Below are 26239 nucleotides of genomic sequence, written 5' to 3'. Positions count from 1 at the left end.
AAAGATGTACTTTCCCAATACAAAGTATTATTAAATGGCTTAGAGTCTTTATTTTTAGATTCTCTTTTGTAAAAATCTCAGCTATAAATTTCTTTATGAACGAAAATATAGTATAGCTTACAGAAAGCTTACTATTTCACTAATTGTAGTGCAATATTTTAATAAATTATCTTTTTTCTTACATTGTAATTATTTTTTTCTTATATTTACTTCAGCATTAATTAAAACCATTAATTATGAGAAGAGTTTTAAAAAACTTCAGATTAAGAAAAGTACCTATTCCTAAATTTTAAACAAATACCTAAAAGTAAAAGTCGCATTTAGATTTATTATACACTTATCACTTATAGTAAGATTTTTATGTGCTTAGCTAATTAAATAATTTCCTCCATGTGCATCACATTTTTGTGATGTTTCTAAACTTCCCATTTGATTGATAATTACCGATGTGTGTCTGATTCCTAGTTATACATACTATCGAATTTAGCTCACGTACTACAAATGTATCGCTATTGAAACAGTGAGTGTTTTAATTGCATGCTCTTGAGGGCAGGAATACCTGTATGTAGATTTTAATCTACAGATGAATATTTAGAATAAAACAAATAATACTATTAGTTTTTAATAGGTAACAAATAATAGAATAGATGGCATTTCATTTTTTTACAGGGGAAAATTCAATTAATAATACTCAATTATCTGAAATGGCATTTGGATCATTACCAGATGTAGGCAACTTTGAACGTTATAATTTGGAAAACAAATTTTCAGTAGTAGCTAATGCGCCAGTATTTGCTATAACTAAATCTTTGTTGGTTGTTGTCGAAGACCCAAATAATACTTTATTACTCAATATTGCATTACTGCCTATAGAGAGTAATTATACTGCAGGTTTTCCTATCAAATTTTTTATTTATAGAGGTGTTCTAAAATCATCGCTTATAGCTGGAGGCGAAAATATAAAAGCGCCTGATAACTCATGGGGTTCTAACAATGTTTTAGACATAATAAAAGATTTACAAGATAAAATAAATGATGATATTGGTTCTGATGATACTGCTAAATCTTCAAGTTTAGGAATAGACTTTGGCGGTCTTTCTAATGATACTATATTAGAAAGCATCTTTTTTGATGAATTGGATGATTTTCATCCACTAATTGTTCCTAAAGGTTGTCAAATAGGAAAGTTCGCAGGTGGTGTTAACCTTGCTGGAGTGGAAATTATTTTAGATAAGATTGGAGATGAGGCAACTTTAGGAAGTTTAAAATCTTCAAATCATGTACTTGAAATCCAAAAAATAATTTTAACTGATCTTAATGAGAAAGAAAGGTTGAAATTACAATTCAAAAATAGATTAGCTAAAGAGAGTGTTTTGGCTTACATGGATATTACGGCATTCTATGGCTCATGTGAGAATCAGGGAATTAGAGTTTCTGGAGTTTCAAATAATACAGATTACTTAAATTCTTTTCATAATAATAAAAGTGTATATATAGACATTAGAGATGAAAGAGGCTTCTCTTACAATCATTTCTTTAAGTTAGCGGATACAATAGATGTTGGATTCTACGATGGAAATGGTGATGATTTAATATATACCTTAACCGATTACTATCAAGGCTGGCCAATTTTGAAATTAGATAATTTATCATACGCTACTTCGAAGGAATACTTTTATATAAAACTTCCAATTCTAATTGGAATGCCAGTAAATGCAAACATAATTACATCGTTTACAAAAAAAGTCTCTTTTGGTAAAAGCAAACGAAACGTCCGTTACAGGTTAATAAATGAGCAAGCTAAAAATGGAGATATTAGTTTAAAAGAATCTGAGCCAATTCGACTTAAAAACTGGGATGATGGTAATGCTAATCTAGGTGCTAATTATTTTTTACTAAAACTTGATAGGATTAAAGATATGGATAGCAGTCAAGTACTATCTCCTGTATGGAATTCGTTCTTTTCTCTAAAAATGAACCCTATTTTTAGTTTAAATAATATTGAGGATGGTGAATTTCGAATTAAAACCTATGCGTCTATAAATGCTCCTTTATTAACAAATAGTAGTTCTGACGAAATCTTTTATCCAACTATTGGCATCGCAGCTGATAAATCTCATATAACTTTCTTCTCTTTTTACAGAGATTCTGTACATAGGAATTTTAGAAAAAATGATTTTCAATCACCCAAAATAATAGACACAGGAAAATTTAATTATGCTTTTGATAGTAACGAACTAAATTATCAAAATACAGAACAAACTGTTGGGTTCTTGTATCAAATAACTAAGAGTGATAAAGTGAAGAATTACAAATTATCACAATACAATTTTACAGATACTGATAATCAAATACAAGATGTTAAGTTTTTGAAGTTTTTGAAAACAGGAAATGCCAATATATCTGATGGTTTCTTTGACGATTTTGAAGCAATAACACTAACACACGATGAATACAATCAATTATTGACCATACAAAACGTTACTGTACCCAACCAAGATTTTATTACTGAACACCCACTATATATTAGAAGTAAGGGTATAAAGAAGTTTGATTATGATAAATTCAGTTATTTGGAAGCCACGATTTCATTAGGGATTTCAAAGATATATGGGGATAATACATCAAATAGTTACGATTTTGATTTATTAGAATATCCAAATGATATTACCGTCAATGGTGAAGAAATAAAATTAACAACTGTTATTCCTAATTAATATAGACGTATTATGTCAATATATATATCTAAAAATGCAATAAATAGCAATCCTTTTTTTTACCAAACGGTCAATAATGATGAGCAGGTTTACCCACCATTAAAGTCTAGGTTACTTAATGATATTGAATACTTAAATAGCTTAAATAGAAATGATTTAAATACATTATTTCTAAGTGAGGCAAATATATCTGAAGATGTTTATGTCGCAGTTCAAAGAATTAAAATAGCTTTAGAAATTATTGATTCTTATTCTGGAATAGCTTACGATATACCAAATGGTTCATTTTCTTCTAATTCAGGTATATATGATTCAGAATTAACAGCAGCTGTAAGCGCTTTCCAAAATTTTACTGGAATTGAAACTTCTGGAATTGTAGATTCTAAAACATTGAATAGTATAGATAGTTATTTACTAATTTCTGATAAAACTATTTATGATAAACTAACAAATTCTATTGTAGGTGAAAATGCTGAAAAAAAAATAGACATAGTTGAAAATTATAATTCAACTACTAATGAATATTCTTATAGCATTAACATCAATAATAATTTATACACCTATAATAGTAATTTACCATTAAGTACTAGTCCAATAGTTAATTCTCAAAACCCAGACCTTAACAATCATAATTTTAAGCTAGATCAAAATATTAAAGACAAAATATATTTAGATAATAATATTGAATCTGGACTTTTTAATGATATAGAGTTTGGCTCAATACCATATGACAAAATTACATTAAGAGTCGATCCAGACTTGCCTTTTAATTACTATACTGTACAATCTACAATAGAAACAACTCCACCACAAATACTTGCAGATGAGCATGCAAAATTACACAAAGTACAACCTAATGAAGACTTTGTAGCTCTTATTATTGATAACTATTATAATCAAGAACAAAATATAGCAAACCCCTTTTATAATCCAGCTACAGATCCAATAGAGGAAGCAAATATATTTACTTTACCAAGTAGAACACCATCACCAAACAGTGAAAGAGGTAATGATGCTAGAATGCAATTTTATCTTAATTTAATTTACTATTACAACACTGTTGAAGTTATTGATGAACAGACAGGAGATATAACTGTAACTGAATATGGGATTAGAGCAAGTCAAGATTATTCAAGATATGATAACGATCATTTAAATGACTATAATATTTTTGATAATGCGTTTGATAATTCTGATGATGATACTGTACTGCCAAACTATTATCGTTTTTTGAAAACTCAGGAAACATTAGGGACAAATCCAACTCAAATAGAATTTGAATCTTCAACAGGGCAACAAACCTCATTTGTCCCAGATGACTCCAAATATATTTGGATTCCTTCAAGACAATTTGCAGACAGTTTGTATTATCACTTAAATTTCAGACATTCTGAAATGTTAACTAATAGTGGAAGTGACATAGTTTATGAAACAGCATCAGTCTTAGCAGGAATAATTGTTCAAATGCAGGCCACTTCAATTTGGGATGCACTTACTACTTGGTTGTCTAATGAAATTGAAGAACTATACACTGAAACGTTAGAATTTTATAAAGCAGCTTATAATTACGCCATTTTGAAACTAACACAACACTGGCCCAGAGGTTTTGGAGGTAATTTAGGAGCAGGTATAGGTGTTACTTGGGGGTTTCCAATAGCAACAGATGTTAAGATGTCTAAAAAGATTTGGCGTAAGATGTCTAAATTAGATGAGCTTACTGTAATGATGCGAGAAGAAATAGAAGTTTATTTAGGTATAGATGTAGCAGTAGGTGTTAGTGCTGGTTTTAAAATGGGTAGCGGCAAGTCAAAAAAAACAGCAGGTTTAGCATTAGGCGCAGGAGCTGGCGTAGGAATAAGACCTAAACTTACTATGGAATACGAATTCCCTGTAAGACCAGAAGAAACAGCTTTGTTGTCTGTTATCTTAACTGTTTTTGATAGTAGTCAAGTTATTTCCAATGTTCTCGGTGCTATGAACGTGATTAACTTAAACCCTAGACAATACCTTACACGAATGCATTTTGGTTTGCCCCTTGAAGGGAAAGCTTGGGCTAAAGGTGAGTTAGGCTTTACAAGTGCTAACGAGCCACTAGTGGATGATGAAGGAAATGTTACAACAAAAAATGTAACGAAAAAAAATAAAGCTAATGCTGCAGAAGATGAGGCCAAAGACAAAAGTTTCTTATCAGCAGATAGTATTTTTAGCAAAGTTGATGGTATTGGTTTACAAGGAAATGTTGGATTTGATTTAGGTATTGAATTTGAATACAAGGCAAAATACGATAACAATCCTTTAGTTCCTGAAGTACATGGGAGAATACCTAGTGAAGTAGAAACTCAAAATCTTTATTTCTTAAGAGGGTATTTGAATGTTGGACCAATGGGGAGTTTTTTACAGCGTATATTTTTAAATATAGGTTTTGGAGGTTTCTTTGCGTTATTAAATTTTGATAGAGGTATTGCTTTTGCTGTTAACAATAAATATATTAGAACTGGTCTTGCTAAAGATATAACAGAGAGTCAGGTTAATATAGCAAATGCCACAGGTATTTCAGAAGCAAATGGAGGTTTATCTTATCAAGGAACCAATTGGAAACGTAATTTATTAATTGGGTCGTACACAGGAGATGTCGAAACGATGTTTTCGCTAGGTACAGAAAGCTTTATTAAGCTCAATGCTTTTAAAATATATGGGTTACTACAAGGGTATTCAGATACAAACCGATATCCATTTGATACTCTCAGCGATATTTTACAAATATTCTACAGCGTACAGTATAGATACAAAATGGGCTTTGGTTATAATGCTAATAGACGAAAAAGACTAGCTAAAAGTGTTTACGAAAACTTAAATAGCGGTGATATTGGAGTGATGCGCGATTTTTTAGAAATTGCTAATGATAAACAAAAATATGGTATTAAATATGGAGCAGATGTTTATGCAGGTTTAGACGTAGAGATGGAGTTGCAACTAGCACAGATATATCCTGTATTACGCTTCTTCTTTAAGAAGCTATATCTAATTTATCAATATAGAGTTGTAGCGCCAACCGATGAAAACTATGAAAACTATCTAAAATTACTTGAAAAACTTAAAAAGAAAGAAAATGCTATCAATAAATCTTTGACAGGAAATGTAGTAAATGATGCAGATCGTTATACTCAAGTATACACACAGTTGGAAGCTTATTTAGACTCCCCAAACAATGTTGGAGGCTATCAAAACGAACTACAAAATCCGACGTTTAAGCCTCAGTTTAAAATTTACGCCTCACTTTTTAAAGAGTTTAACACCTATTTGTTCGATACGAATTCAGTACCAGAAGGTAATATACCAAGTGATCTAAAGGTAGATATTGCTGCAACAGTAACCGACACACCTATAATGGAAGACATAGGTGTTATAAAAATTATTAGAGCAATAGTAACATTAGTAACAGATATAGCACATGTAGATGCTGCTGTCGAAGCAAAAGTAGGAGTTGCATTTGCAGGAAGTATCAAGGCAGGTTTGGAAGCCACTGTTCGTTTAGCATTTAGTGTAGAAGGTGCATTAATATACCATTCACAGTTTTTTGAAAATGGATCCTTTATAGATCTACCGCCAGGAGATTTTTATTCCCCTGCATTTAACGGAATTAAAAAACTTTTTGAAACCAATAATAATAACGAAAATAGTAAACGTGAAGATGGTTTAAGAAAATCTCTAACGTCATTACCAAGATAAGTTCATGAAAATAAAAAATTACATATTAGCTTTAATAATTGTCTCAATAACAGTTGGATGTAAATCACCTAAAGTAGTTAGTGAGGATAAATTTTCAATTGTTTATACATCTGCACATGGCAAAAAACTGAATGGGCCAGTAAAAGAAGTCCGTTCCTTTTTTACACGTAATTACATGTCTGCGGATATTAGTAAAGAAATGATGACCACAAACTTTTTGAAAGACTCTGCAAGGCAATATGATGGTAATAGTTTAGAAGACATCAAGTTTGAAGGCTTTTATGTCTTTGATGAAAATGGTATGCAAACATCATATTACCCTTTAAAAAAATCAATCACACAAGTTGTAGCAGATAGTATTCCTTCTAAAAAAATTTTTATCTATGACAAAGAACAATTCAATAAATTAAAAACGTATAAAATTTCCAAACTCATCCCTTTTCCTGTTTATAATCCTTATACCATATCGGCAAGTATAGGTTCTTTTAGAACCTTAGTAATTATGAATGATAGTTCAAAACTTCAATTAGAACGAATTTATAAATATGATTTTGATGAAGAAGGAAGGGTGGTCAATAAAAAAGAATATATGCATATAGAAGGCTATCAAATCAATGAAATAATAGATATAGAGTCTAGGATAGCTAATAATTATAACAGTATTGATCAGATTATATCTCAGCAATATTTTTTTATTGAAAATGATGTTGAATTTCATACTAGATCTGGATATGTAGATTACACGATTAATCTTACAAGAGAACACGATGCTCTATTTGATTATTACGAATACGATATAGATTTTGAATATTATGGTATTAAAGACTCTTTAAACTACAAAAACTTCCTTAATGAGTTTACTTATGATGATAGAGGTAACATGAAAAATTTTACGTTTTATGTTAAAAATGAGCCTTTTAAAAAGGAAACTTACACTTACAATGATAAAGATATACTGGTCTCATTAGAACGTTATGTACAAGCCGATAAAACAGTTGGGTCTTTTGATAATTATTACAAAAGAGAATTTTTTGATAATTATGGCAATATTATAAAGTCTGTAACATCAAGAGAGGAAAGTTTCTCAAAGCCAAAAATAAGATTATACCAGTACAAGTATGACCAATACAATAATTGGACAGAATGTAATATGTACTTAGATGGAGAAATAAAAGAAGTGCCAACCATCATTGCCAAACGCATCATTACCTATTATGAAGATTAATGTCTAATGCTGAAAAAAAGAAGAATATGTCAAGTAATATAATGCATCCTAGTTTAAGTCAATTACTGCCATTAGATAAAATACCTAATGAGATAGAAGCCGTGAGAGATGCTTTAATTAGTGTTTTTGATGATATCTATGTCAAAAATTTAATTGTAGGCAAAAGTTACCATGGAGATTCTGGTTTTTATAGTCTTACATTGACAACGTATAATAGTTTGGGTATTGACATTCCAATTGCAGATGATTTAAAACTAGTACTGAATCCTACTGTTGAAGGGACTACTGAAATACCTATAAGTTTCGATTATTCTTGGGTAATCATTAAATATATAAAAGAATTTTCTTTAGGCTCTTTTGATAATGCCGTAGAATCTGTATTGAATATTCTATTTGATCTTGCCGAAATAACACCAGACATTTTATTAAGAGAAGCGATATATGCTTTTTATCCAGAAGCAGATTTTTTAACCAGCTTCGTTAATGATTTTAATAATTCCTATACGCAAGCAATAGAAGTAAGCAATGATCCTAATCTAACAGATAATGAAAAGATTGAATCATTATTCGAAGACATAGAAGACTTAAATTTAGATGTAGTAAATATTATTTTTGAAAGTTTTATTGAAATTGATTTAGAAGATGGTTTAAATAGGCTAAAAAAACTTTTTGCTAAATACTTTGATAATATTGAAGAAAATATCAAAAAGGCAATACAATTAAACTTCAATTTAGTTATTAGAGAATTAAGTGTTGGTTTACAATTTCCTCACAAATGGTTAAGACCTGTTTACACAGCAGACTTGCCACCAATAACAGGAATAGTCATTGATGACCCATTACCAGACGAGTTTTTTTCATATTTAAAATTTAACGCAGGTAGTATTGAATATTCTTCAGAAAGTGGATTTCAGTTTAATCAACTCAGTAGTTTTGAGTTAAATAGATCTATGATTGGAACAACAGGCTTACTAGCCGAGTTCTCAGGGTTGAAAATTGATCTAAAAAGTGATAAAAATATTCCAGAAGCAACAGCAGATGGAAGGCCTGATAATTTTAAAGGCGTTTATGCCGATTATGCAGCAATTACTTTTCCTAAAAAATGGTTCGATGGAGGAGATAATCATCCAGGGACAACTGCTAGATTAGCAGGTTATAATCTATTAATAGGTACTGGAGGAATTTCTGGAACAATTAGTTTAGAAGCAATTCAAACAGGTGCTGGACAAGTATCAGCATATTATGATGACTGTTTTAGCTTTCAATATCCAATCGAACTTACTTCAAATAGTGTTACATCACAAATTAATACTTATGGTGAGTTAATTATTTACTTAAACAACTTAAATGGTACGAGTTACAATCTTGAGTTTCCTTTAACAACAATTTTGGCAGACGGAACGGTAAATCCAGTGATGAATGCAGAAGAATATTCAGATCTGTTAGTTTCTTGTACTGGTAACGAGGTTTCCTTCAGATTAGTTAAAAAAATAGGAGGTAATGGCTTTGAAATCTGGTTTACAAGTTTTGATATAACATTCCAGCAAGGACACATCGTTGAATCAAATATTCAAGGAGGTTTAAAGATACCAAGATTAAAAGATGCCAATGGTGATATTGCTAATATTGATATTTTTGGACATTTAGATGATGATGGCGGTTTTAACGTGACCGCATCTGAGCAAGATGGTTTTCAACCTATAATAATCCCCAATGTACTAGACTTATACATCAACTCTTTAGAAGTTGGTCGAGAAAGTGATGATGCCCCTTTTTATATTGGAACCGCTTGTGACATTGTATTTACGAATGAAATCATCAAGAAATTTTTAGGAGACCAGCGTATCGTTGTGGAGCGTTTACGTATTTACAGTGATGGAAGCTTTGAAATAGTTGGAGGTACAATTAGCGTACCTACTAATTTTAGTATGGTTTTAATAGGTACTAAAGAAAAACCAGTGCTTGAAATATCTATTTCAGGTATTCATTTTGGCTCTTTCCAGGAAGAACATAATGATGTTATGCGTAAGTATAATTATTTTGGTTTCGATGGAGCTATTAGCTTAGGACTTAAAGGGTTTGATGGACGAGGAGGAGCAGGTGTAAAATATTTCTACACCGTAGATGATGCATCTGCTGTAGGGAATCAAGGAGATGATGATTACATACCAGCTAAAGAACATCATTCGTATATTAAAATAGAAACCATTGAGGTAGATTTAACAATCCCTGGAACGGCATCAGGAGAATCGGCAACTGCTATTATAAAAGGTTGGTTATCTATCAACGAAGTAGAATATGCAGGTGGTGTATCACTTGAGTTACCAAGACTGAAAATGGCAGGCGGTGCAGATATGCGTTTGCAACCTAAACCACCTGCATTTTTAATAGATGCATACTTAGACATTCCAATTCCAATTCCGCTTGCAGCAACAGGTTTAGGAATCACAGGATTTAGAGGTTTATTGGGTTTCAGATACGTAGCTGAAAAAGAAGCAGTAGGTTTACATTCACACGATGATACATGGTATGATTATTATACGTATCCACCACGAGGTATTCACGTTTCAAAATTTAACGGTCCAGATAAAACCGAAAATTATACCAATCCAATTAGCTTAGGTGCTGGCGTGACTGTAGCCACGATGGGAAGTAATGATGTTATTTCACTACGAGTTATGGTATTATTGTCCATTCCTAATATGTTGATGATTGATGGTAGAGCGAGTATTTTAAGTAAAGAATGGGGATTAGACGATAGTGGAGAACCACCATTTTTTGCCTTTATGATTCTTGCTGATAATGGTATAGAAATTGGCGCAGGTGTAGATTTTAAATTACCGCAAAATAGTGGAAGTATTATTGATTTGCATGTATATATGCAAGCAGGTTTCTTTTGGGATAATCCATCAGGATGGTACTTAAATATGGGAACTCGCGAAGATCCTATTACCGCAAAAGTATTATCACTGGTAGAAATGGAAAGTTTCTTAATGCTTTCAGGAAGTGGTATTGAAGCAGGCGCTAAAGTTTCTTTTGATATTGAAGAACGTTTTGGACCTATAAAGGTTAAGGCATGGTTTCTTGCTGAAGTAGGTGGTTTTATAAGTTTTGAGCGACCTCAAATAGGAGGTTATATGACTGTTGATGCTGGCGCGCGTGTCGATTTATTTGGAATCATTACCGTTGGCGTATCATTCTATGTGCATTTTTCTGTAGAAGCAGCAAAACCATTCTTAATTTATGCAGAAATACGAGTTTGTGGACGTATAAAACTCTTATTTGTAAGAATAAAAATTTGTGCAACGGTTAAAATTAAATGGGAGAAAAGTCGTCAAGTAGATAAGACTCCTATTCCGCCTATTACAGAAGTATTAAGAGATCAAGCAGTGAAAGGAATTCACATGCTTACTGGAGAAACTTTTGAACTGATTAATTTTGGCGATTCTGCTCCAGATGCGAATAGTGATCACTTATTTAATGATGCTATCATTCCATTGGATACGTATGTAGATATTAAGTTTGAGAAGGCATTATTACCTGGTGATATTGCAAGTATTATTGGGAGTTATAATAATCCTCCAGAGAATTATGAGGATGTAATGCCACCAGTAAAAGTCATAAAAGGGAATGAGTTACGCCAAGTAAAACATCGCTATCAAATTACAGACATTACTATTCAAGCAGCTGAAAACGGTTCAAATACTTGGGTAGATTATCATCCTTATGAAGCAGTTGTCAAAGGAGATAACTTAAGCGCTGAAGAATATGCGGAGATTGGAGAGTTGCGTATTGGACATTGGCAAAAATCTAGCAAAGAATACAATGCAATTCGACTTTTAGCAAACTCGCCATTTTCTTATACAGAGCAAGGAGAGCCTGGTTGGTTTGTTCCTGAACAAATAGGATTAACTCCTAGTTCTTTCTTCTGTTCAGCAGAGATTAAAAAATCAGATTGTGTCAATTGGTTACATAGTCCGCTAGATACAAATTATCATACCAAAACTAATTTCCCATATCATCATACGCATCAAAATGTATTCTTTAATATTTCACAAGGTCAAACATCAAGTGTTAATGGAATAGTCATGAACTCCGTTGCTAAAGTTGTGGATGATTCAAATATTTTTGATTTTCCACAATCTTTAAAATTTCCTAATACAAGCGCTCTAGAGTTTAAATTTCCCAAGCCGTCTAAAGAAGTTACATTAAAACTAAGTACAAATGCACAAGGAATTAAGGTAACTTATTATAAGTCTTTTATTCCAGAAGGAAGCTTTTTAACTGAATATGTATCTATAGATAGTAAAGAGTTTACACCATCTGATTTAACCAATCAAGAAGGAGTTACGTATACAAGTGAAGATGCAGCTATTAGTAAAATAAAAATTTATCCTATTCATGCTGATCAGTCAGAGATAGATGCTATCTACGAGCAAATAGAAGCTTTATTTAACGAGACTTATGAGGAGTTGCAAAACGAAATACCGCAAGGCGCTAATATTGAAGAGCCATTAAACACTGCTGAATATTACAGATTATTAGACGAATTAAAAATACTGCAAAAGAAAGGTTGTTATACTACAATTCCGATTGAAGGTATTGGTAATATGCAAATACAAAGTGATAATTATGATGAAAGGGTATTTGAAGTAGGAAAAACTCCAATAGTAGCAAAAAACAGCGATAAAATATATTGCCAAATATACAATGAAATTGATAACGATGGTATTGATGAGTATCGTTTTAGAGTGTATAATTTTGATTGTAAAATTATACTGAGTAGTAGCACTAGATATTATAGCAAAGAAGCAGCAATTAGCGAGATGGAAATAGCTGTAAACAATATCTTATCTAATGATGAAAGTATTTTAATAAAACAAACAATTAATGGAAAATGGTATTTTAATATTATAGATGAAACAAACGAAATAATCGCTAGAAGAATAAAATATTTTACAGAAAGGCAAGATTGTTTGAATGAAATAAATGACTTAAAAACGATTCTTCAAAATAATGATATCCTAATAACTGAAGATTCTTGTGTCGAAAAAGATAATACTTCTTTAATCATAGATGATTCTTGCGATCCATGTAGTTTACACGAAGTCCTTTTAAACCATTATAATAATTGTTTTGTAGATAACATCGATGATACTACCTGTTTTGATGAATTTATAGAACTTCTTACAAATTGTGGTAAAAATACGAAGCCAGTAATTACAGGCATAACTTTTCCTTATGGAAATTGTTGTCAAGAAGCAGTAGTAATAGTAGATTCTCCACCAGTAATAACGGGCATAACTTTTCCTTTTGGAAATTGCTGTCAAGAAGCAGTAGTAATAGTAGATTCTCCACCAGTAATAACGGGCATAACTTTTCCTTTTGGAAATTGCTGTCAAGAAGCAGTAGTCGTAGTAGATTCACCACCAGTAATTACAGGCATAACTTTTCCTTTTGGAAATTGCTGTCGAGAAGGAGTAGTAATAGTCGATTCACCACCAGTGATAACAGCAATAACCTTTCCAACTGGTAATTGTTGTGAAGTAACACTCACAAATGGACTAGCAGTAACCTTATTTGAAGGTACTTGTTACACTCAGAACTCTGGATCAAGTTTTACATACTATGTTTCAAATTATAATATTCAAAATGGTGATATCATTTACGTAGATGTTTTACTAACAATACCACTAAATCTAAGCCCTAATCAAAAATATTATTTTGGAGGAACTTCTGGGGTTCTTAAGAGAAGCTTTTCTATAGGACTCAACGGTGTAGTTTCTAATATGTCTTTATGTACTACAAATGATTATAAAACGGCTTTGCAAGTTGACAATTGTGATAATTACAGTGGGCAAAGTTATTCTGTATCTGTTACAGGAGATGGAAAGACTATTGGAAATCAGGTTTTTATAGGCAATACATTAAATCTTTTTAACGGGAACAATAACTGGTACAGATTTAGTTCGAGTGCGAATACTCAGATTGTTCATCCAGATCTTAATGATTTAGATATAACTAGTTATATAGTAAAAATAGATACTACTGGTACGATAACTCAAATAAGCGAATGTCTTTAATATCTATTCAGTGAATTATATAAAAATGAAAACTAAAAAATAGTAATAAAAAATATAAAAATATGTGTCAAATAAGTTTTACAATACAATATGCAGATGCTGATGGAGATACGCTTCAAGCAGCAGAAGGAAGATATAGAGTGGCTTCTAGTACAGGAGCATGGACGCCTTTTACTATAGACATAAATGATCCAAAAACACCAGATATCACAGTTATAGAAGAATATACTTTAGAAGTTAGAGTGCAGGATACAGGAAATCTTTGGAGTAATTGGTTTGCATCTAGTTTTAAAGTATCTCGCAACTGTACACAAACAAATCAACCTCCAACAGTAAATGCAGGAGTTGACCAAAATATATCATCTAATAACACATCTGTTACAGCTATAGCATCAGATCCAGACGGAACTATTGTAAGTTATTCATGGGAGCTTGTAGGAAGCTTAGATACTACCATTTCTACTTCTAATTCAATTGATTCCTCCATTAGAATCACAAACCCTAATTCTGCAACAACAGCAATTACTGGACTTACACAAGGTAGCCATACTTTTAGATGTACAGTCACAGATAATAATGGGGCAACAGCTTTTGACGATGTAGTAATATTATATCTAGAACAAATAATAAACAATACCTTATTTAATGTGACAAAAAGTAGTAGAAATCATTTCAAAATAGAATCAAGTCAATATATAAACCAAGCAAGTTTCACGCTTGTTTTTGAGACATTAGAATACGATTCAGCAAACGGAGTAAGGCAGTCAGATGATGAAATATTTAATCTTTCTGGAGTATATAATTTATCAAACACAACTAATCAAAACACGATCATAAATATCATAAAGCAGAATGCTAATATCGTAGATACAGCTGTCAGTTGGAGCGAAATAGGAGGAGTCTACTCAATTGTATTTGAAACAGTATATACATCAACTGGAATTATACCTGAAGAAAATGCTGTTGAATACTATTTAGAGAGAGTTAAAAATGTAAGTGCTACTTAAGGATGTTGTTTAATAACTATAAAGCAGCTATAAGTATTCTACATCATTTATTAGGAGAAAATAATTTCGCTATTACAGGCAGTTTAGCAGATTATAAGCATTTAGGAGAAGATATCTTGATAAATGACATTGACATCATAATAGTAAATGAAGAAATATTAGAAAATCTAAATCCTTATTTCAAATTAAAAAAAAATAAAGAAATCAATTATCCTTCAATACCTCATATAAAGAGAGTATATGTTTACAACATTCTAAATATAAAAATTGAAATATTCTTAAATGAAAAATTTAATGAAATTGAAAAGAGCTTCTTTTCTGGGCTATCGATAAATTTTGTAAATATAATTGGAAGAAAAAAAGAACTCTTAAACTTTATTGACTTATCAAAAAAACAAAAAGATGCGGTAAGAATCGTAAAGTATACTAAAAAATTAAAAAGATACAATCTAATAAAATAAAGACTTTGTATAGAGTCGTCTTTTTTATAATGAAATCGTAGCATAAGAGATATTACAATGCGCTAAAATTTAAAGTACATACTACTATATAGTTTGTCTTTATAAAAAATTATAAAATAACAGGTTAATAATAAACAATCATGCCAATAAAAGATAAAAGATTAGCGCTAGCAATAGGTGCTGAATTTGCAGAATACAATTTGGTTTTAGCACAACTAAAAACGTGTTCAGAACCTATATTGTGTAATGAGTATAAGGTTAGATTAAAAGAATTGGCTCAAGATATTATTACTATTGTTAAAGGACTTTGTAGTGACGCTAACTCACAATGTGGAACACTATTACACGAAATATGTTGGTTGTCTGTTGAAGATTGGACATACAATATCAATATTCCAGGACAGCAAGCTATACAAGAAGATTATTTAGCTACGGTTGATGGTATAAATAAAGTGGTAGATCCTATTTGGCGTCCAAACACAAAATATTATATAGCATTTACAGTTAAAGATATTGTTGATGATGTTGATACACCCGAAGGTACATTTAACTATCATTATGGATTTAAAACAGCAGGTACTATAGGACATTATCACAATGCACCTAATGTAAATTATGGAGGAGAACGAAACGCAGAAGGTAAACTGTTAAAACCAGAACAATATCCGTTAACTTCATTAGAACAATATATAGATTACAACCGTTCATATCCGAATGCCGATGGTAATTTACTGCGTTCCAAGCCTTTATTTTATAGTAATGAACAAGCAGAATTACGATTATTTTACATAAAACCATACGTGGCACATATGTTTAAAAATACATGGGAAACGTATGGAGATTTGGAAAAAATAGAAACAACTGATAGTGATGGCAATAACTTAGAATCTTTTAAAGTTTTTGTTCAAGATCCTGTTTCAAATATTATTATGGAACATCCGATGCCTCCTGAGGTAGATACTACCACAATACCACAAACTACTGAAGAATGGACAGCAGATGAAAATGCACCAATACCACCGAAATTACAGTTTATCCAAAACTTTGTAGAAGCGCAAGGAGGAAATTGTGACTTTGTAAGAGGAGACAAGATTATACCCGCAAGACAGTATACAACTGTAACTTTTGGAGACGATTTGAAACCTCGAAAAATGTACACAGCCATTATAACCAATGCTTTTAATGGTACACGAAAGCGAGTACATGATTATGTTTTTCAAACCTCTCGTTATGAATCGTTCAAAGAGCAAATACATAGTTATATACTTGATGCTGAAAATGATGTCAAAGCAATATTTACTATTGATTTAGATCTAAACACACAAAAAATTAATGACGTATATACTATCGTAACTGAGACAAGTGCGGCAAACAATACCCAAGAAACAGAATTTATAGATAGTTTAGACAGAGTATTAGAAGGTATTTTTAGAATACCACCTTTAGATCCGCCTGTAACTACAGAGTTCAACATTATTAAAAACGGTAATACGAATGACACGGTAGCAATATTAATCAGAAACCCAGAACCGTTTAATGACCCTAAAATTCCTTTAGAAGTGATAAACGGAACTGATCCTATCGTTAATTTGGCTGAAAGTACTGACGCAGATGTTGTTGAAGTATCTGGAACAATCAATGTTCTAAAACCAGACGGAAGTACTGATGCTAAATACAAAATGCTATTCTCCAAAGACTATTCACAAGTTTTAATAATGCATAACACTAAGAAAATTACAGATTCCAATATGTCATTACGTTTTAGATATACCAATTGGAGTGGTTCTTCATACACAATAAAAGACGATTTATATAACAGTGATTCAACTAGTTCTGTTAAAGCAGAAATTACCATTAATACAGAAAATTAGAAAAGGATGAGTTTTATAACCAAATGGCAAACCAGCACTAACAATGAGTCAATTACCATTCCTATAGCAGAAGGACGTTATAACTATACAGTAGATTGGGGAGATGGTTCTATAGAAACAGGTTTTACAGGAAGTGCTATACATTCTTATAGTATTGCAGGAATATATACTGTGAAAATTACGGGTATCTTTTCTCATTTTATTCTAGATAATGCTATTGGTCGACTCGTGTCAATAGAACAATGGGGAACTATTAAATGGAAATCCATGGCAAATTCTTTTGCCAATGGGCATTTTCAATTAAATACTCAAGATGTACCAGATTTATCAGATGTAACAGATATGAGTTATATGTTTTTTAAAGCAAGAATAGAAACATATACAAACATAGAAAACTGGGATGTTAGCAATGTAACTAATATGCAAAGACTCTTTTTTCGTGAAGAAGCTACATTAGGTCTTAGAGACGCAAATAACGCTACTATTGTTGAGAGTACTGATATAAATGATCCCTACAATCCATATCTCTTTAACCAAGATATCAGTAACTGGGATGTTAGCAACGTAACCGATATGCATGAAATGCTTTATTATGCAGGTTATTATGGTTACAGTGGTTTTTCTACAGTAAATTATGATGCTCTTTTAATAGCTTGGAGTGAATTAACATTACAAACAAATGTAGTATTAGGTGTTACGGCAAATTTTTGTGCAGGAGAAGTCGCAAGAACTAAAATAATAAACGATTTTAGTTGGACTATTACAGATTCAGATAAGGATATCGATTGTTCAGTAAGTGCTGGAGAATATGATTTAATGATGAGCACTATAACTGCAAACCCAACAAGCATTATTGCTAATGGTACAGATACATCACTCATTACAGTACAACTAAAAGATACTACAAGTACTAATATTACTACTGGAGGAGAAACAGTTGTAATTTCAGCCAATTTGGGTACAATAACTGCAACTACAGACAATGGAGATGGTACGTATACAGCTTCATTAACCGCAACTTCTGTGGGTTCAGCAGAAGTATCTTTCACTATCAATAGACAACAAGCCAATACTACTCTTAGCATAAATCTCTTAGATATAAGTTCTGCTTGCGAAGCTCATGTTGCGTTTGTAATTGATGAATCTGGCTCTATAGATCCAACAGAAGCTACGCAAATACGATTAGGTTTGTATAGTTTTATTGTCGCACAATTGGAGAGTCCTTTTTATATATCGTTAATTGGGATGACAGGAAGCGATAATAATTTGAGAAACGATCACATACTTTATAAAAAAGTAACCCAATTAACAAAAGAAGAAGATTTTGATCCTTGGATTACTGGAATTAGAAATAGAGATGTTCCAGGAACAGCACATTATTGGGCATCAGGTTTAGAAGTTGTACAAGGTTTAGAGGTTATGCCACATATTGTAATTATTATCACGGATGGATTACAGGTAAATAATGCGCAAACATTATTAGATAGAATACTAAATATTAATAATCAATCTCATATTTTTTTCTATGGGATTAGTACTGGTTATTACAGTGATGGTAGTGCTGGAGGAAATACTCCTTCTTTTATAAATTGCTTAGAATTTTATCTGGGTAGACTTCCAATTTTATCAACAAGTAACAATGATTTATTAATAACGGATTATGCCGATATACAAGATTTTACCGCACTTGGAACTGCATTATCCGGATTATCACAAGCACTAATTACCTCAGAGGTAGGTTGTGGTAATATAGAAATTATTGAAAATAATACCAACGTAAGTGTTTTAAATTTAAATGATACTGTAGCAAATGTCAATGTAGGAACTATTAAGGTAAGAAATGATAAAAGTAGTAATCATACCATTATAGCAGGTACTCAAATTGCTACAATAAATGGAGTTTTATTTACAACAATATCGCAGGTTATAGTACCTCCAAATGGAGCAGAAGCTACTATTGCAATCCATATAAACGGTTCGCCTGTTAGTGAAGGTTCTTTTACACAAGAAATAGCTATTGCAGGAGTCTTAAATCCGCAGTCTTTTCAAGTAGTATTTAGTGTTGGAGTTGAAGAGTTATTAGTAATTTCAGAAAATCACCATTTACAATCTACAAACTTATATCTTCAGGCGGCGGGTTCTACAGGAAACGATGGAAGTGTCAGTGGTATTCATTTAAGATGGTTATTAAAAGGATATTTAGGAGATACACATCTGCCTAAGGGAAATAATGCATCACAAAATCATCATTTTAACAAACCAGATGATTTTGTGCGTATATACAGAGCTCCGTATATTCGTCAATACATTACTTTGCATTTTGAAAATAGTTCACCAAATATTGTAGATCATAATCGCTATTTGTGGACATACCGTATTGATGGAGTTACATTTTACACATACTTTAAAAATACACTAAAATACAATTCAGTAAAAGCGACAATAAACCCGTTGACAAATAGTTATGGTTTTATTCAAGCCTATGGTGATGAACTCATTGAAGTTGAACATAAAACAGCACTATCTTTTGCGGTATATTTAAGAGCATATACAGGTTTAATACCAATTCAAGCAGAAACTTTATCTGTGGAGAACAGTACGTTAACAGCTGCAAAGTATGTAACTGCAAGAAAAGAATTTATAGGAGCAGGAAGACTAGAGGAAGAAAACATACGAATAGTCCGATACAAAGCAAATCATATAAAACTAATCCAGTTTGAATTATATGCAGATACACTAGCTTATCATCAAGAGCAAAACAATTGGACATTACTTGGAGGTTTTGCACTGACACTAAATGACACAGAAGCAGAAAACAGATTAGAAGCTGCTGATGGTTCTGCTATAATTCATGGAGAATGGCCTCGTTTTAATGATGATGAAACTGTAAATAAAGAAAATTATATAGATCGTTGGAATGGACAAGAAATACAATCATACGAAACAGCACCAGAATATTACGAATACTATGACAGGCGTTTAAAAACCATTGTAAAAAGATACATAGAACTTTCAGATGAAGATATAAATAATCCGGCAGCGATAGAAAGTATCCCATTTAGTGCTCCATTACCAGAAGATGTAGGTTCGCAAGAGGAAGATATACAAGATATTTCTAACCTAACTATGATTCAACTAGCGTCAATGGATTACCATTTGGCAAGAATGTTAGGGCTAGGGCATATTGATAATGATATAAATACAAGTGAGATAAATAAAAAGTATATCTACCTAGCAGAATATAATACAATAGCGAATATAAAGAATGGGCAGCAAGGTGAAAATGTAGAAGAAATTCAACATATGTACCTATCATTACCAACAGCAATGGAAAACGAGCGATTGCCAATGCCTGTTGATTTATTAGAACCAATTTTTGGAACAAACAATTTAGATAATGAAAGCATAAATAAATCCATAGATGCAGAAGGATATTTATTCAATGGAAAACAACGTTTTATCAGCTTAGTGAGCAAAGAATTACCTGAAAATGAAACTAATATAAACTTCTTTGAAAATACAGACCAGTTTAGTACGTCAGAAACGACCATTCCTATATATGTTGGATTAGAGTATAAATTATTTGATCCTTCAAATCCCAATGCTTCATCTTGGCGAAAGCCAGAATTATCTAATACTTCTAATTACAAGAATTTCACACTAAGTACAGAGGAGACATCAATACATAATGAGACCATTCCTATCTTAATTCCAGAGCCTAATGAAACACTATTTTTACATCGAGAACGAGAAGAAGGTTGGCACAGATATAGTTCTTATGGGATAAACTGGTTTAGTCGTTCTCAAAGAAGTACTGTTTTTTGGGATGTTGAAACTCGTTTTAAAACTCAAAATAGATTATTGCCACCATCAAATATAAAAGCTTGTTTGATTGTAGAAGAAAGTCCATTGATGTTTTCTTCTTCTGAAGAACAAGATTTACTTAATTCTATATCAAGTGAAGATAAAACATTAATACGCCTAACATTTGATCATCATATTAATCAAGATAGGATTACGTATCAGATTAATGAGGAATCAATGGGAACTTATACAGATCCTTTAGATGTGAATGCTATTTTTAAAGATAGTAAAGAGGTTTTTGCAGATAAAATAAATATTTTTTTCAGAAACAGATCTCCTCAAACAGTAGCTGGAAAAATAAAAAGTATTGATGCACATCCTAATAATACATTGGCAATCATTAGAACGGAAGCGTACCAATTAGCGAGTACAGGAGAAGAGATTGTACCAAATATCCCATCGAATCAACTATCACATTTTGTAGGGAGTATTTTTATGTTTAACAATGTAAAATACATTATTCATGAAATAGTAGCGTCAACTATTACAGGGGAAGGACCAATATTCACGGTTTACAAAGAATTAATTTCACAAGCAATGCTTACTGGAACAGAACCCGATCCAACAATACCTTTAGAATTACCTGAACCAAATGGTATTACCATGTTTAATACTGTTGAAAATATGCTTACAGAAAGTAATTGGCAAATAGGAACATCAGCAGCAGTAAATAAATTAGGTTTTCAAATTGAAATAGGGTATGATTCAGTAGATGATATTCACAGAGAAATACTTGATGAAGAAAGTATTAGTGGTGTTTCAGAACAAATAGTAGAAAAATCTAGAGGAATATGGAAAACAGCTATCATAGAAGAAGCGCTGAGACCAAAGGAAAATATTTATCAAACAGATGATGATGGTAATGATGTTTTAGATAATGACGGTAATAAAATTATAATAGCAGAACCTACTCACGTCGGAATGTATAAAATTACATTTCCTGAGTATAAGTTAGCTCATCATCCGCAATTCGATTCGCACCATATTGATTGGTATCAAGGAATTGTTAGAATACATATGCAAAACAATCCAACTAAAAAGCGTAAAATTTTAGAAGTTGTTAGTATTGAAAACATTGGAAGTACCGAAGATGATTTAATAATTTATGCCATAGATCCGCAATATCCAGTAAATGTTGATAATGTCAATTTAATTGATGGATTTGATCCAATACTAATTGGTGAGCAAGAAGTGAACTTTTATCCTAGTTATAGAATGTATTTATACCATGATGCAGCACATCATCTCACAGAAGATGCTATTTTACCCGATACAGGAGAAGAAATACGATACTCTATTTTAGGATTACAAACTGTAGATCCAAATCATCCTGAAGAAGCTACGAATAGTAATGATTGGTACAAATCCAAAATAAGTCAACCTGCATTATTCTTTGCACAAGAAGTTATTAGTCCTGAAATCCCATTACTGTCTGTTGGAGAAGAGTTTATGTATGCAACAAGACCCGATACTTTTGGAAAATCGACATTTTCATTAACTCCAAGTTTTAAACATATACCACACGGAATACAATTTTACAGAAGTAATGATGATGCTATTTTAAATACGTTATACAGTCCTGCAACCGTTTTAGAAATTAAAGAAAAATTAAAAGAAGATTTTGATCCAAAATATCACTTAGTAAAACGTTGGCAAAACTTAGTAGGCTTTGATTTTGAATATCCTAATGAATCATTTCAAACAGACAATGAATTCTTTTACTATCCAGAAGAAGGTGAAGGATATCGTTTTCCGAATCCGGATAAATATCAACTATATCAATCTATAAATGATATTCTTGAGTATAGAAATCGTACCTACCAAACTACTTATACATTATTAAACATTGATTCCCCAAATGGTAATAATTATGCTATAGGTTCATTTGGTCTTACAGATTTAGATTCTGATATAGTTATCCCAGCGTTACCCTCTGAAGGAATAGATGAGCCCGTTACCTTCAAGGAGTATATAAAATCAGTAATATTTAATGTCTTCACGCCACTTACTGAAATTCCTATAATGTATCAACACATAAAGCCATATAGTTATAAGCCTATAGCAAAAAAGCAAGTAATTCGAGATGATAATGGTAATTTATTGTCACCATCAGACCCTAAATTTGACATGGCTCCAATGGCAAAAATAATGTCAGCACAATTTATCAGTGAAATTGAAGGAGTCGAAACGCGTATTTTATTTACAGACTTTAACTTAGATGGCACCTCAAATAATCTTTATTTCTATGCAATACGAGAAATGGGAAATACAATGCAATTAGGAGAGTATAGCTCAATATTAGGGCCTGTAAAATTGGTAAATACAAAACCGCCACAAAATCCAGATATAAAAAGGGTATTGCCTATTTTACAGAATAATAATTTAAATATAGACCCTGGTATTTCAATTGAAATCAATGCGTATCCTAAAATTCAAAATATAAAACAAGTAAAATTATACAGAACTCTAAATCCTAAGAAAGCATTATCGGTTAGAACTATGGAGCTAATAAAAACGATAGATTTAGAAGCCGATGGACAACTATTAAATAATATATGGAAGTTAAAAGATGAATTTACAGATTTAACGAATGTTCCTTATGGAGATCCATTATATTACAGAGTAACAGTTTTGAGAGAAATTCAATATGCGGATGGAAGTAATACTGTAAATGATAATCATCCTCAAGTTACCGAATATGTTCCCTCAGAACCATCAAAACTATTAATAAGTAGTATCGTTGAGAATGCTAATCCAGATTCTCCAAGTTTGCAATATAACTTTGATACCGATTCAGATGACAATTCTTTACTTCATAACATCATTCTGAAATGGGATAAAAAAGTACACAATGGTAAATACTATCTGTATAAAATGAATTCTCAAGGAAATTGGTTCAAAATATACACGCTTATTTCTAATACAGATTCCATACAATTACTGTTAGCAGATACTTCTTTACAAAGTGGAACTTTATCTACTAAAAATGAAGAAGGAGACTCAAAATACCATCATTTTAAAGTAATCTCTGAAAACTCAGCAGGAATGATGAGCACAGAAGAAAAAATATTGACAATTCCTAGAACAAGTACCGTTGCTCAAAACGAAGGTATTGGGAATATGATTATAGAAAGTACAAATATTGTTAGATAAAATTAAAAAAATAAATTATGGCAACACAAAGCAAAGAAACACTAAAAACATATTTTGAAACAGGCGACAAACCAACACAACAACAGTTTGAAGATTTAATAGATAGTTTGAATACTCCTTTTATTGGTGAAATTAAAACAGTTGGTTTTGGTGTAGTTCCTAATGGTTGGGCAAAATGCGATGGACAATTACTTAATATTTCAGAACATACAACCTTATTCAATTTATTCGGAACTACATATGGAGGTGATGGCAGTACAACTTTTGGACTACCAGATTTGCGAGGAAGGTCTCCAATTCATGAGGGACAGGGTGTAGGCTTATCACAAATTGGTTTAGGGCAAAAAGGAGGTGCAGAAACACAAACATTAAGTACAGCAGAATTACCAAATCATTCCCATGATTCAGGAACACTAAAAGGAACTATAATATGTAATGAAGAAGATGCTACAACTGATGATCCAACAGGAGCTAATTTTGGTTTAGCCCAATCAAGTACTGGAGATATTTATATATATAATTCAGAAATTAATACTGCGTCTATGACTCCAAACTCCGTAAATATATCAGGAGATACAGGAGCTACAGGAAGTGGGCAAGCATTTGATATTAGAAATCCATTTTTATGTATTAACTACATTATTGCTCTAAAAGGAAGAAACCCATTAACACACTAAAAATCAGCAGATATATTAAAAACATATTTTTTTGGGTTTACATTTTATTTTGATTAAATCAATCAGAAATGTTAAAATTTTCCAATTAGATACTTGTTAGATAGAGAAATTTTTTACTGTAAGTACATTTATACTCCAATATTATTATGTGTAGGCTTTGATTTATTAATAGAGATACTCTCAAAATTCATCAAATCAATGGGTAGGAAAATATGAAGAGAATAAATATGAAAATAACTATTTCTTATTAAAAATCTCTAAAAGATCCAAGCCATTTTTGAAATTTTGCTTTATTTCCTCCATATCTACTACAGAACTCATGGAAGCCATGTTTAAAACATATAACTTCATAGATTGCTTTAGTGCATCTTCAAGTAGCGGAATAGCTTCACTGTTTGGAGTTTCTTTTTGAATAATTTTTATTGCACGTATGATCGAATCTATATTGTCCTGCATTATTGATATATTTAGTATTCTACAAATATAATACTTTAAAGAAATATTTCACAGATTTCATCTTTTAGAAGAAATTATTTATTAGGTCTTGGGTGAAATTAAGTGTAAAATAGTTATAATATTTACGGTAATCCGTAAAAAACTAAGTACATAATTTGTATATTATTAGTCAAAATATTTTTCAAAAAATATGGGAAATAAATAGTAATACAATTACATGTCAAAGAAAATAAGAAAAAGTATTCCACAGAAAAATAAAGTTAGAGCTGAATTACAAAAAGAAATTTCTTCTGCATGTCCTTTTTGTGATAGTCAAGATGTAGGACATTTTGAAATTCATCATATTGATGAAAATCCTTCAAATAATCTCATAGAAAATTTGCTATTACTATGTCCAACTTGTCATTCTAAAGTAACAAAAGGAGACATCATTACCAGCCAAGTAAAAGAAGCTAAGAATAGACTAAAAAATAAAACAGAGAAAATTCGCTTTATTTCTGTTAATGTTGACTCAGAAAATTGTAGTTGGCTTCCAATAGAAGGAGTTTCAAATGCCTTTGAAGCTGTAAAAATGAAGTCACTTTTTCCAATATTCAATTTTAGTTTCATAAATCAAACAAAACAAACGGTATTATTAACAAATATAATCACAAGAGTTAAAAGGCTCCCAATAGGATTAGCTGGACCAGATATTCCACTTCCAAATATTTTAAGACCTTTAATAAAATATAAAATAAAGTTACCTGATGATGCAGACAAAACAAATACTGTATTAACAGAAGAGATAGAAATTCCTCAAGGTAGAGCTTTTAAGTTTCAAGTAGAATTATACAGTGACTCAATGGAGAGGTTCAAACCTCCGTTTAATAAATATGTTCTCTTTTTTGAATTTCGGTTTAATGATGATTTCAATATATTAATTCCAAAAATACTATTAAATAGTAAAGAAGACTATGATCAATTAACCTATCGTATTTTAGGTTAAAGTATAAAAAG

Annotated in this window: 11 protein-coding genes; 10 read left to right on the top strand and 1 reads right to left on the bottom strand. The window is 31.5% G+C overall.

Features of this window, described 5'->3' with window-relative positions:
• The first annotated feature begins 647 nt into the window (after nucleotides 1-647).
• The 9 genes from ACQ654_RS01635 (at nucleotide 648) to ACQ654_RS01595 (ending at nucleotide 24787) form a co-directional block, all read left to right on the top strand.
• Nucleotides 648-2717, top strand: coding sequence for a hypothetical protein (locus ACQ654_RS01635; protein ID WP_430408568.1), 2070 nt, complete (start codon nucleotides 648-650; stop codon nucleotides 2715-2717).
• Between the two features lie 12 nt (nucleotides 2718-2729).
• Nucleotides 2730-6446 (top strand): peptidoglycan-binding domain-containing protein, encoded by a 3717-nt coding sequence (locus ACQ654_RS01630; RefSeq protein WP_430408567.1) that lies wholly within the window; start codon nucleotides 2730-2732, stop codon nucleotides 6444-6446.
• Between the two features lie 4 nt (nucleotides 6447-6450).
• A complete protein-coding gene (locus ACQ654_RS01625; protein ID WP_430408566.1) occupies nucleotides 6451-7671 on the top strand; it encodes a hypothetical protein in 1221 nt (406 codons plus the stop codon).
• Nucleotides 7672-7697: 26 nt separating this feature from the next.
• Nucleotides 7698-13754, top strand: a complete 6057-nt coding sequence (locus ACQ654_RS01620) for a hypothetical protein (RefSeq protein WP_430408565.1) — start codon at nucleotides 7698-7700, stop codon at nucleotides 13752-13754.
• A 62-nt stretch (nucleotides 13755-13816) separates the two neighbouring features.
• A complete protein-coding gene (locus tag ACQ654_RS01615; protein WP_430408564.1) occupies nucleotides 13817-14761 on the top strand; it encodes a PKD domain-containing protein in 945 nt (314 codons plus the stop codon).
• A 2-nt stretch (nucleotides 14762-14763) separates the two neighbouring features.
• Nucleotides 14764-15222 carry a hypothetical protein gene (locus ACQ654_RS01610; protein ID WP_430408563.1) on the top strand — a complete coding sequence of 153 codons (459 nt, stop codon included), beginning with the start codon at nucleotides 14764-14766 and terminating at the stop codon, nucleotides 15220-15222.
• 140 nt (nucleotides 15223-15362) lie between these two features.
• Nucleotides 15363-17093, top strand: a complete 1731-nt coding sequence (locus ACQ654_RS01605; RefSeq protein ID WP_430408562.1) for a hypothetical protein — start codon at nucleotides 15363-15365, stop codon at nucleotides 17091-17093.
• 6 nt (nucleotides 17094-17099) lie between these two features.
• Nucleotides 17100-24110 carry an invasin domain 3-containing protein gene (locus tag ACQ654_RS01600; protein WP_430408561.1) on the top strand — a complete coding sequence of 2337 codons (7011 nt, stop codon included), beginning with the start codon at nucleotides 17100-17102 and terminating at the stop codon, nucleotides 24108-24110.
• A 17-nt stretch (nucleotides 24111-24127) separates the two neighbouring features.
• Nucleotides 24128-24787 (top strand): phage tail protein, encoded by a 660-nt coding sequence (locus ACQ654_RS01595; RefSeq protein WP_430408560.1) that lies wholly within the window; start codon nucleotides 24128-24130, stop codon nucleotides 24785-24787.
• A gap of 237 nt (nucleotides 24788-25024) precedes the next feature.
• On the opposite strand, the gene ACQ654_RS01590 is transcribed toward ACQ654_RS01595, so the two are convergent.
• The gene (locus ACQ654_RS01590) at nucleotides 25025-25243 is read right to left on the bottom strand and encodes a hypothetical protein (RefSeq protein ID WP_430408559.1); all 219 of its coding nucleotides are present in this window, start codon (nucleotides 25241-25243) and stop codon (nucleotides 25025-25027) included.
• Between the two features lie 217 nt (nucleotides 25244-25460).
• On the opposite strand from ACQ654_RS01590, the gene ACQ654_RS01585 reads away from it, so the two are divergent.
• Complete coding sequence (locus ACQ654_RS01585) at nucleotides 25461-26228, top strand: HNH endonuclease (protein WP_430408558.1); 768 nt, start codon at nucleotides 25461-25463, stop codon at nucleotides 26226-26228.
• The last annotated feature ends 11 nt before the right edge of the window (nucleotides 26229-26239 follow it).

The organism is Kordia sp., from assembly GCF_965283645.1.
GTDB lineage: Bacteria > Bacteroidota > Bacteroidia > Flavobacteriales > Flavobacteriaceae > Kordia.
This window is presented reverse-complemented; position numbering and strand designations above follow the sequence as displayed.

Excerpts from the sequence above, each read along its gene's own strand:
- ACQ654_RS01635 (WP_430408568.1), top strand. The coding sequence starts at position 648 with ATGGCATTTCATTTTTTTACAGGGGAAAATTCAATTAATAATACTCAA.
- ACQ654_RS01630 (WP_430408567.1), top strand. The coding sequence starts at position 2,730 with ATGTCAATATATATATCTAAAAATGCAATAAATAGCAATCCTTTTTTT.
- ACQ654_RS01625 (WP_430408566.1), top strand. The coding sequence starts at position 6,451 with ATGAAAATAAAAAATTACATATTAGCTTTAATAATTGTCTCAATAACA.
- ACQ654_RS01620 (WP_430408565.1), top strand. The coding sequence starts at position 7,698 with ATGTCAAGTAATATAATGCATCCTAGTTTAAGTCAATTACTGCCATTA.
- ACQ654_RS01615 (WP_430408564.1), top strand. The coding sequence starts at position 13,817 with ATGTGTCAAATAAGTTTTACAATACAATATGCAGATGCTGATGGAGAT.
- ACQ654_RS01610 (WP_430408563.1), top strand. The coding sequence starts at position 14,764 with ATGTTGTTTAATAACTATAAAGCAGCTATAAGTATTCTACATCATTTA.
- ACQ654_RS01605 (WP_430408562.1), top strand. The coding sequence starts at position 15,363 with ATGCCAATAAAAGATAAAAGATTAGCGCTAGCAATAGGTGCTGAATTT.
- ACQ654_RS01600 (WP_430408561.1), top strand. The coding sequence starts at position 17,100 with ATGAGTTTTATAACCAAATGGCAAACCAGCACTAACAATGAGTCAATT.
- ACQ654_RS01595 (WP_430408560.1), top strand. The coding sequence starts at position 24,128 with ATGGCAACACAAAGCAAAGAAACACTAAAAACATATTTTGAAACAGGC.
- ACQ654_RS01590 (WP_430408559.1), bottom strand. The coding sequence starts at position 25,243 with ATGCAGGACAATATAGATTCGATCATACGTGCAATAAAAATTATTCAA.
- ACQ654_RS01585 (WP_430408558.1), top strand. The coding sequence starts at position 25,461 with ATGTCAAAGAAAATAAGAAAAAGTATTCCACAGAAAAATAAAGTTAGA.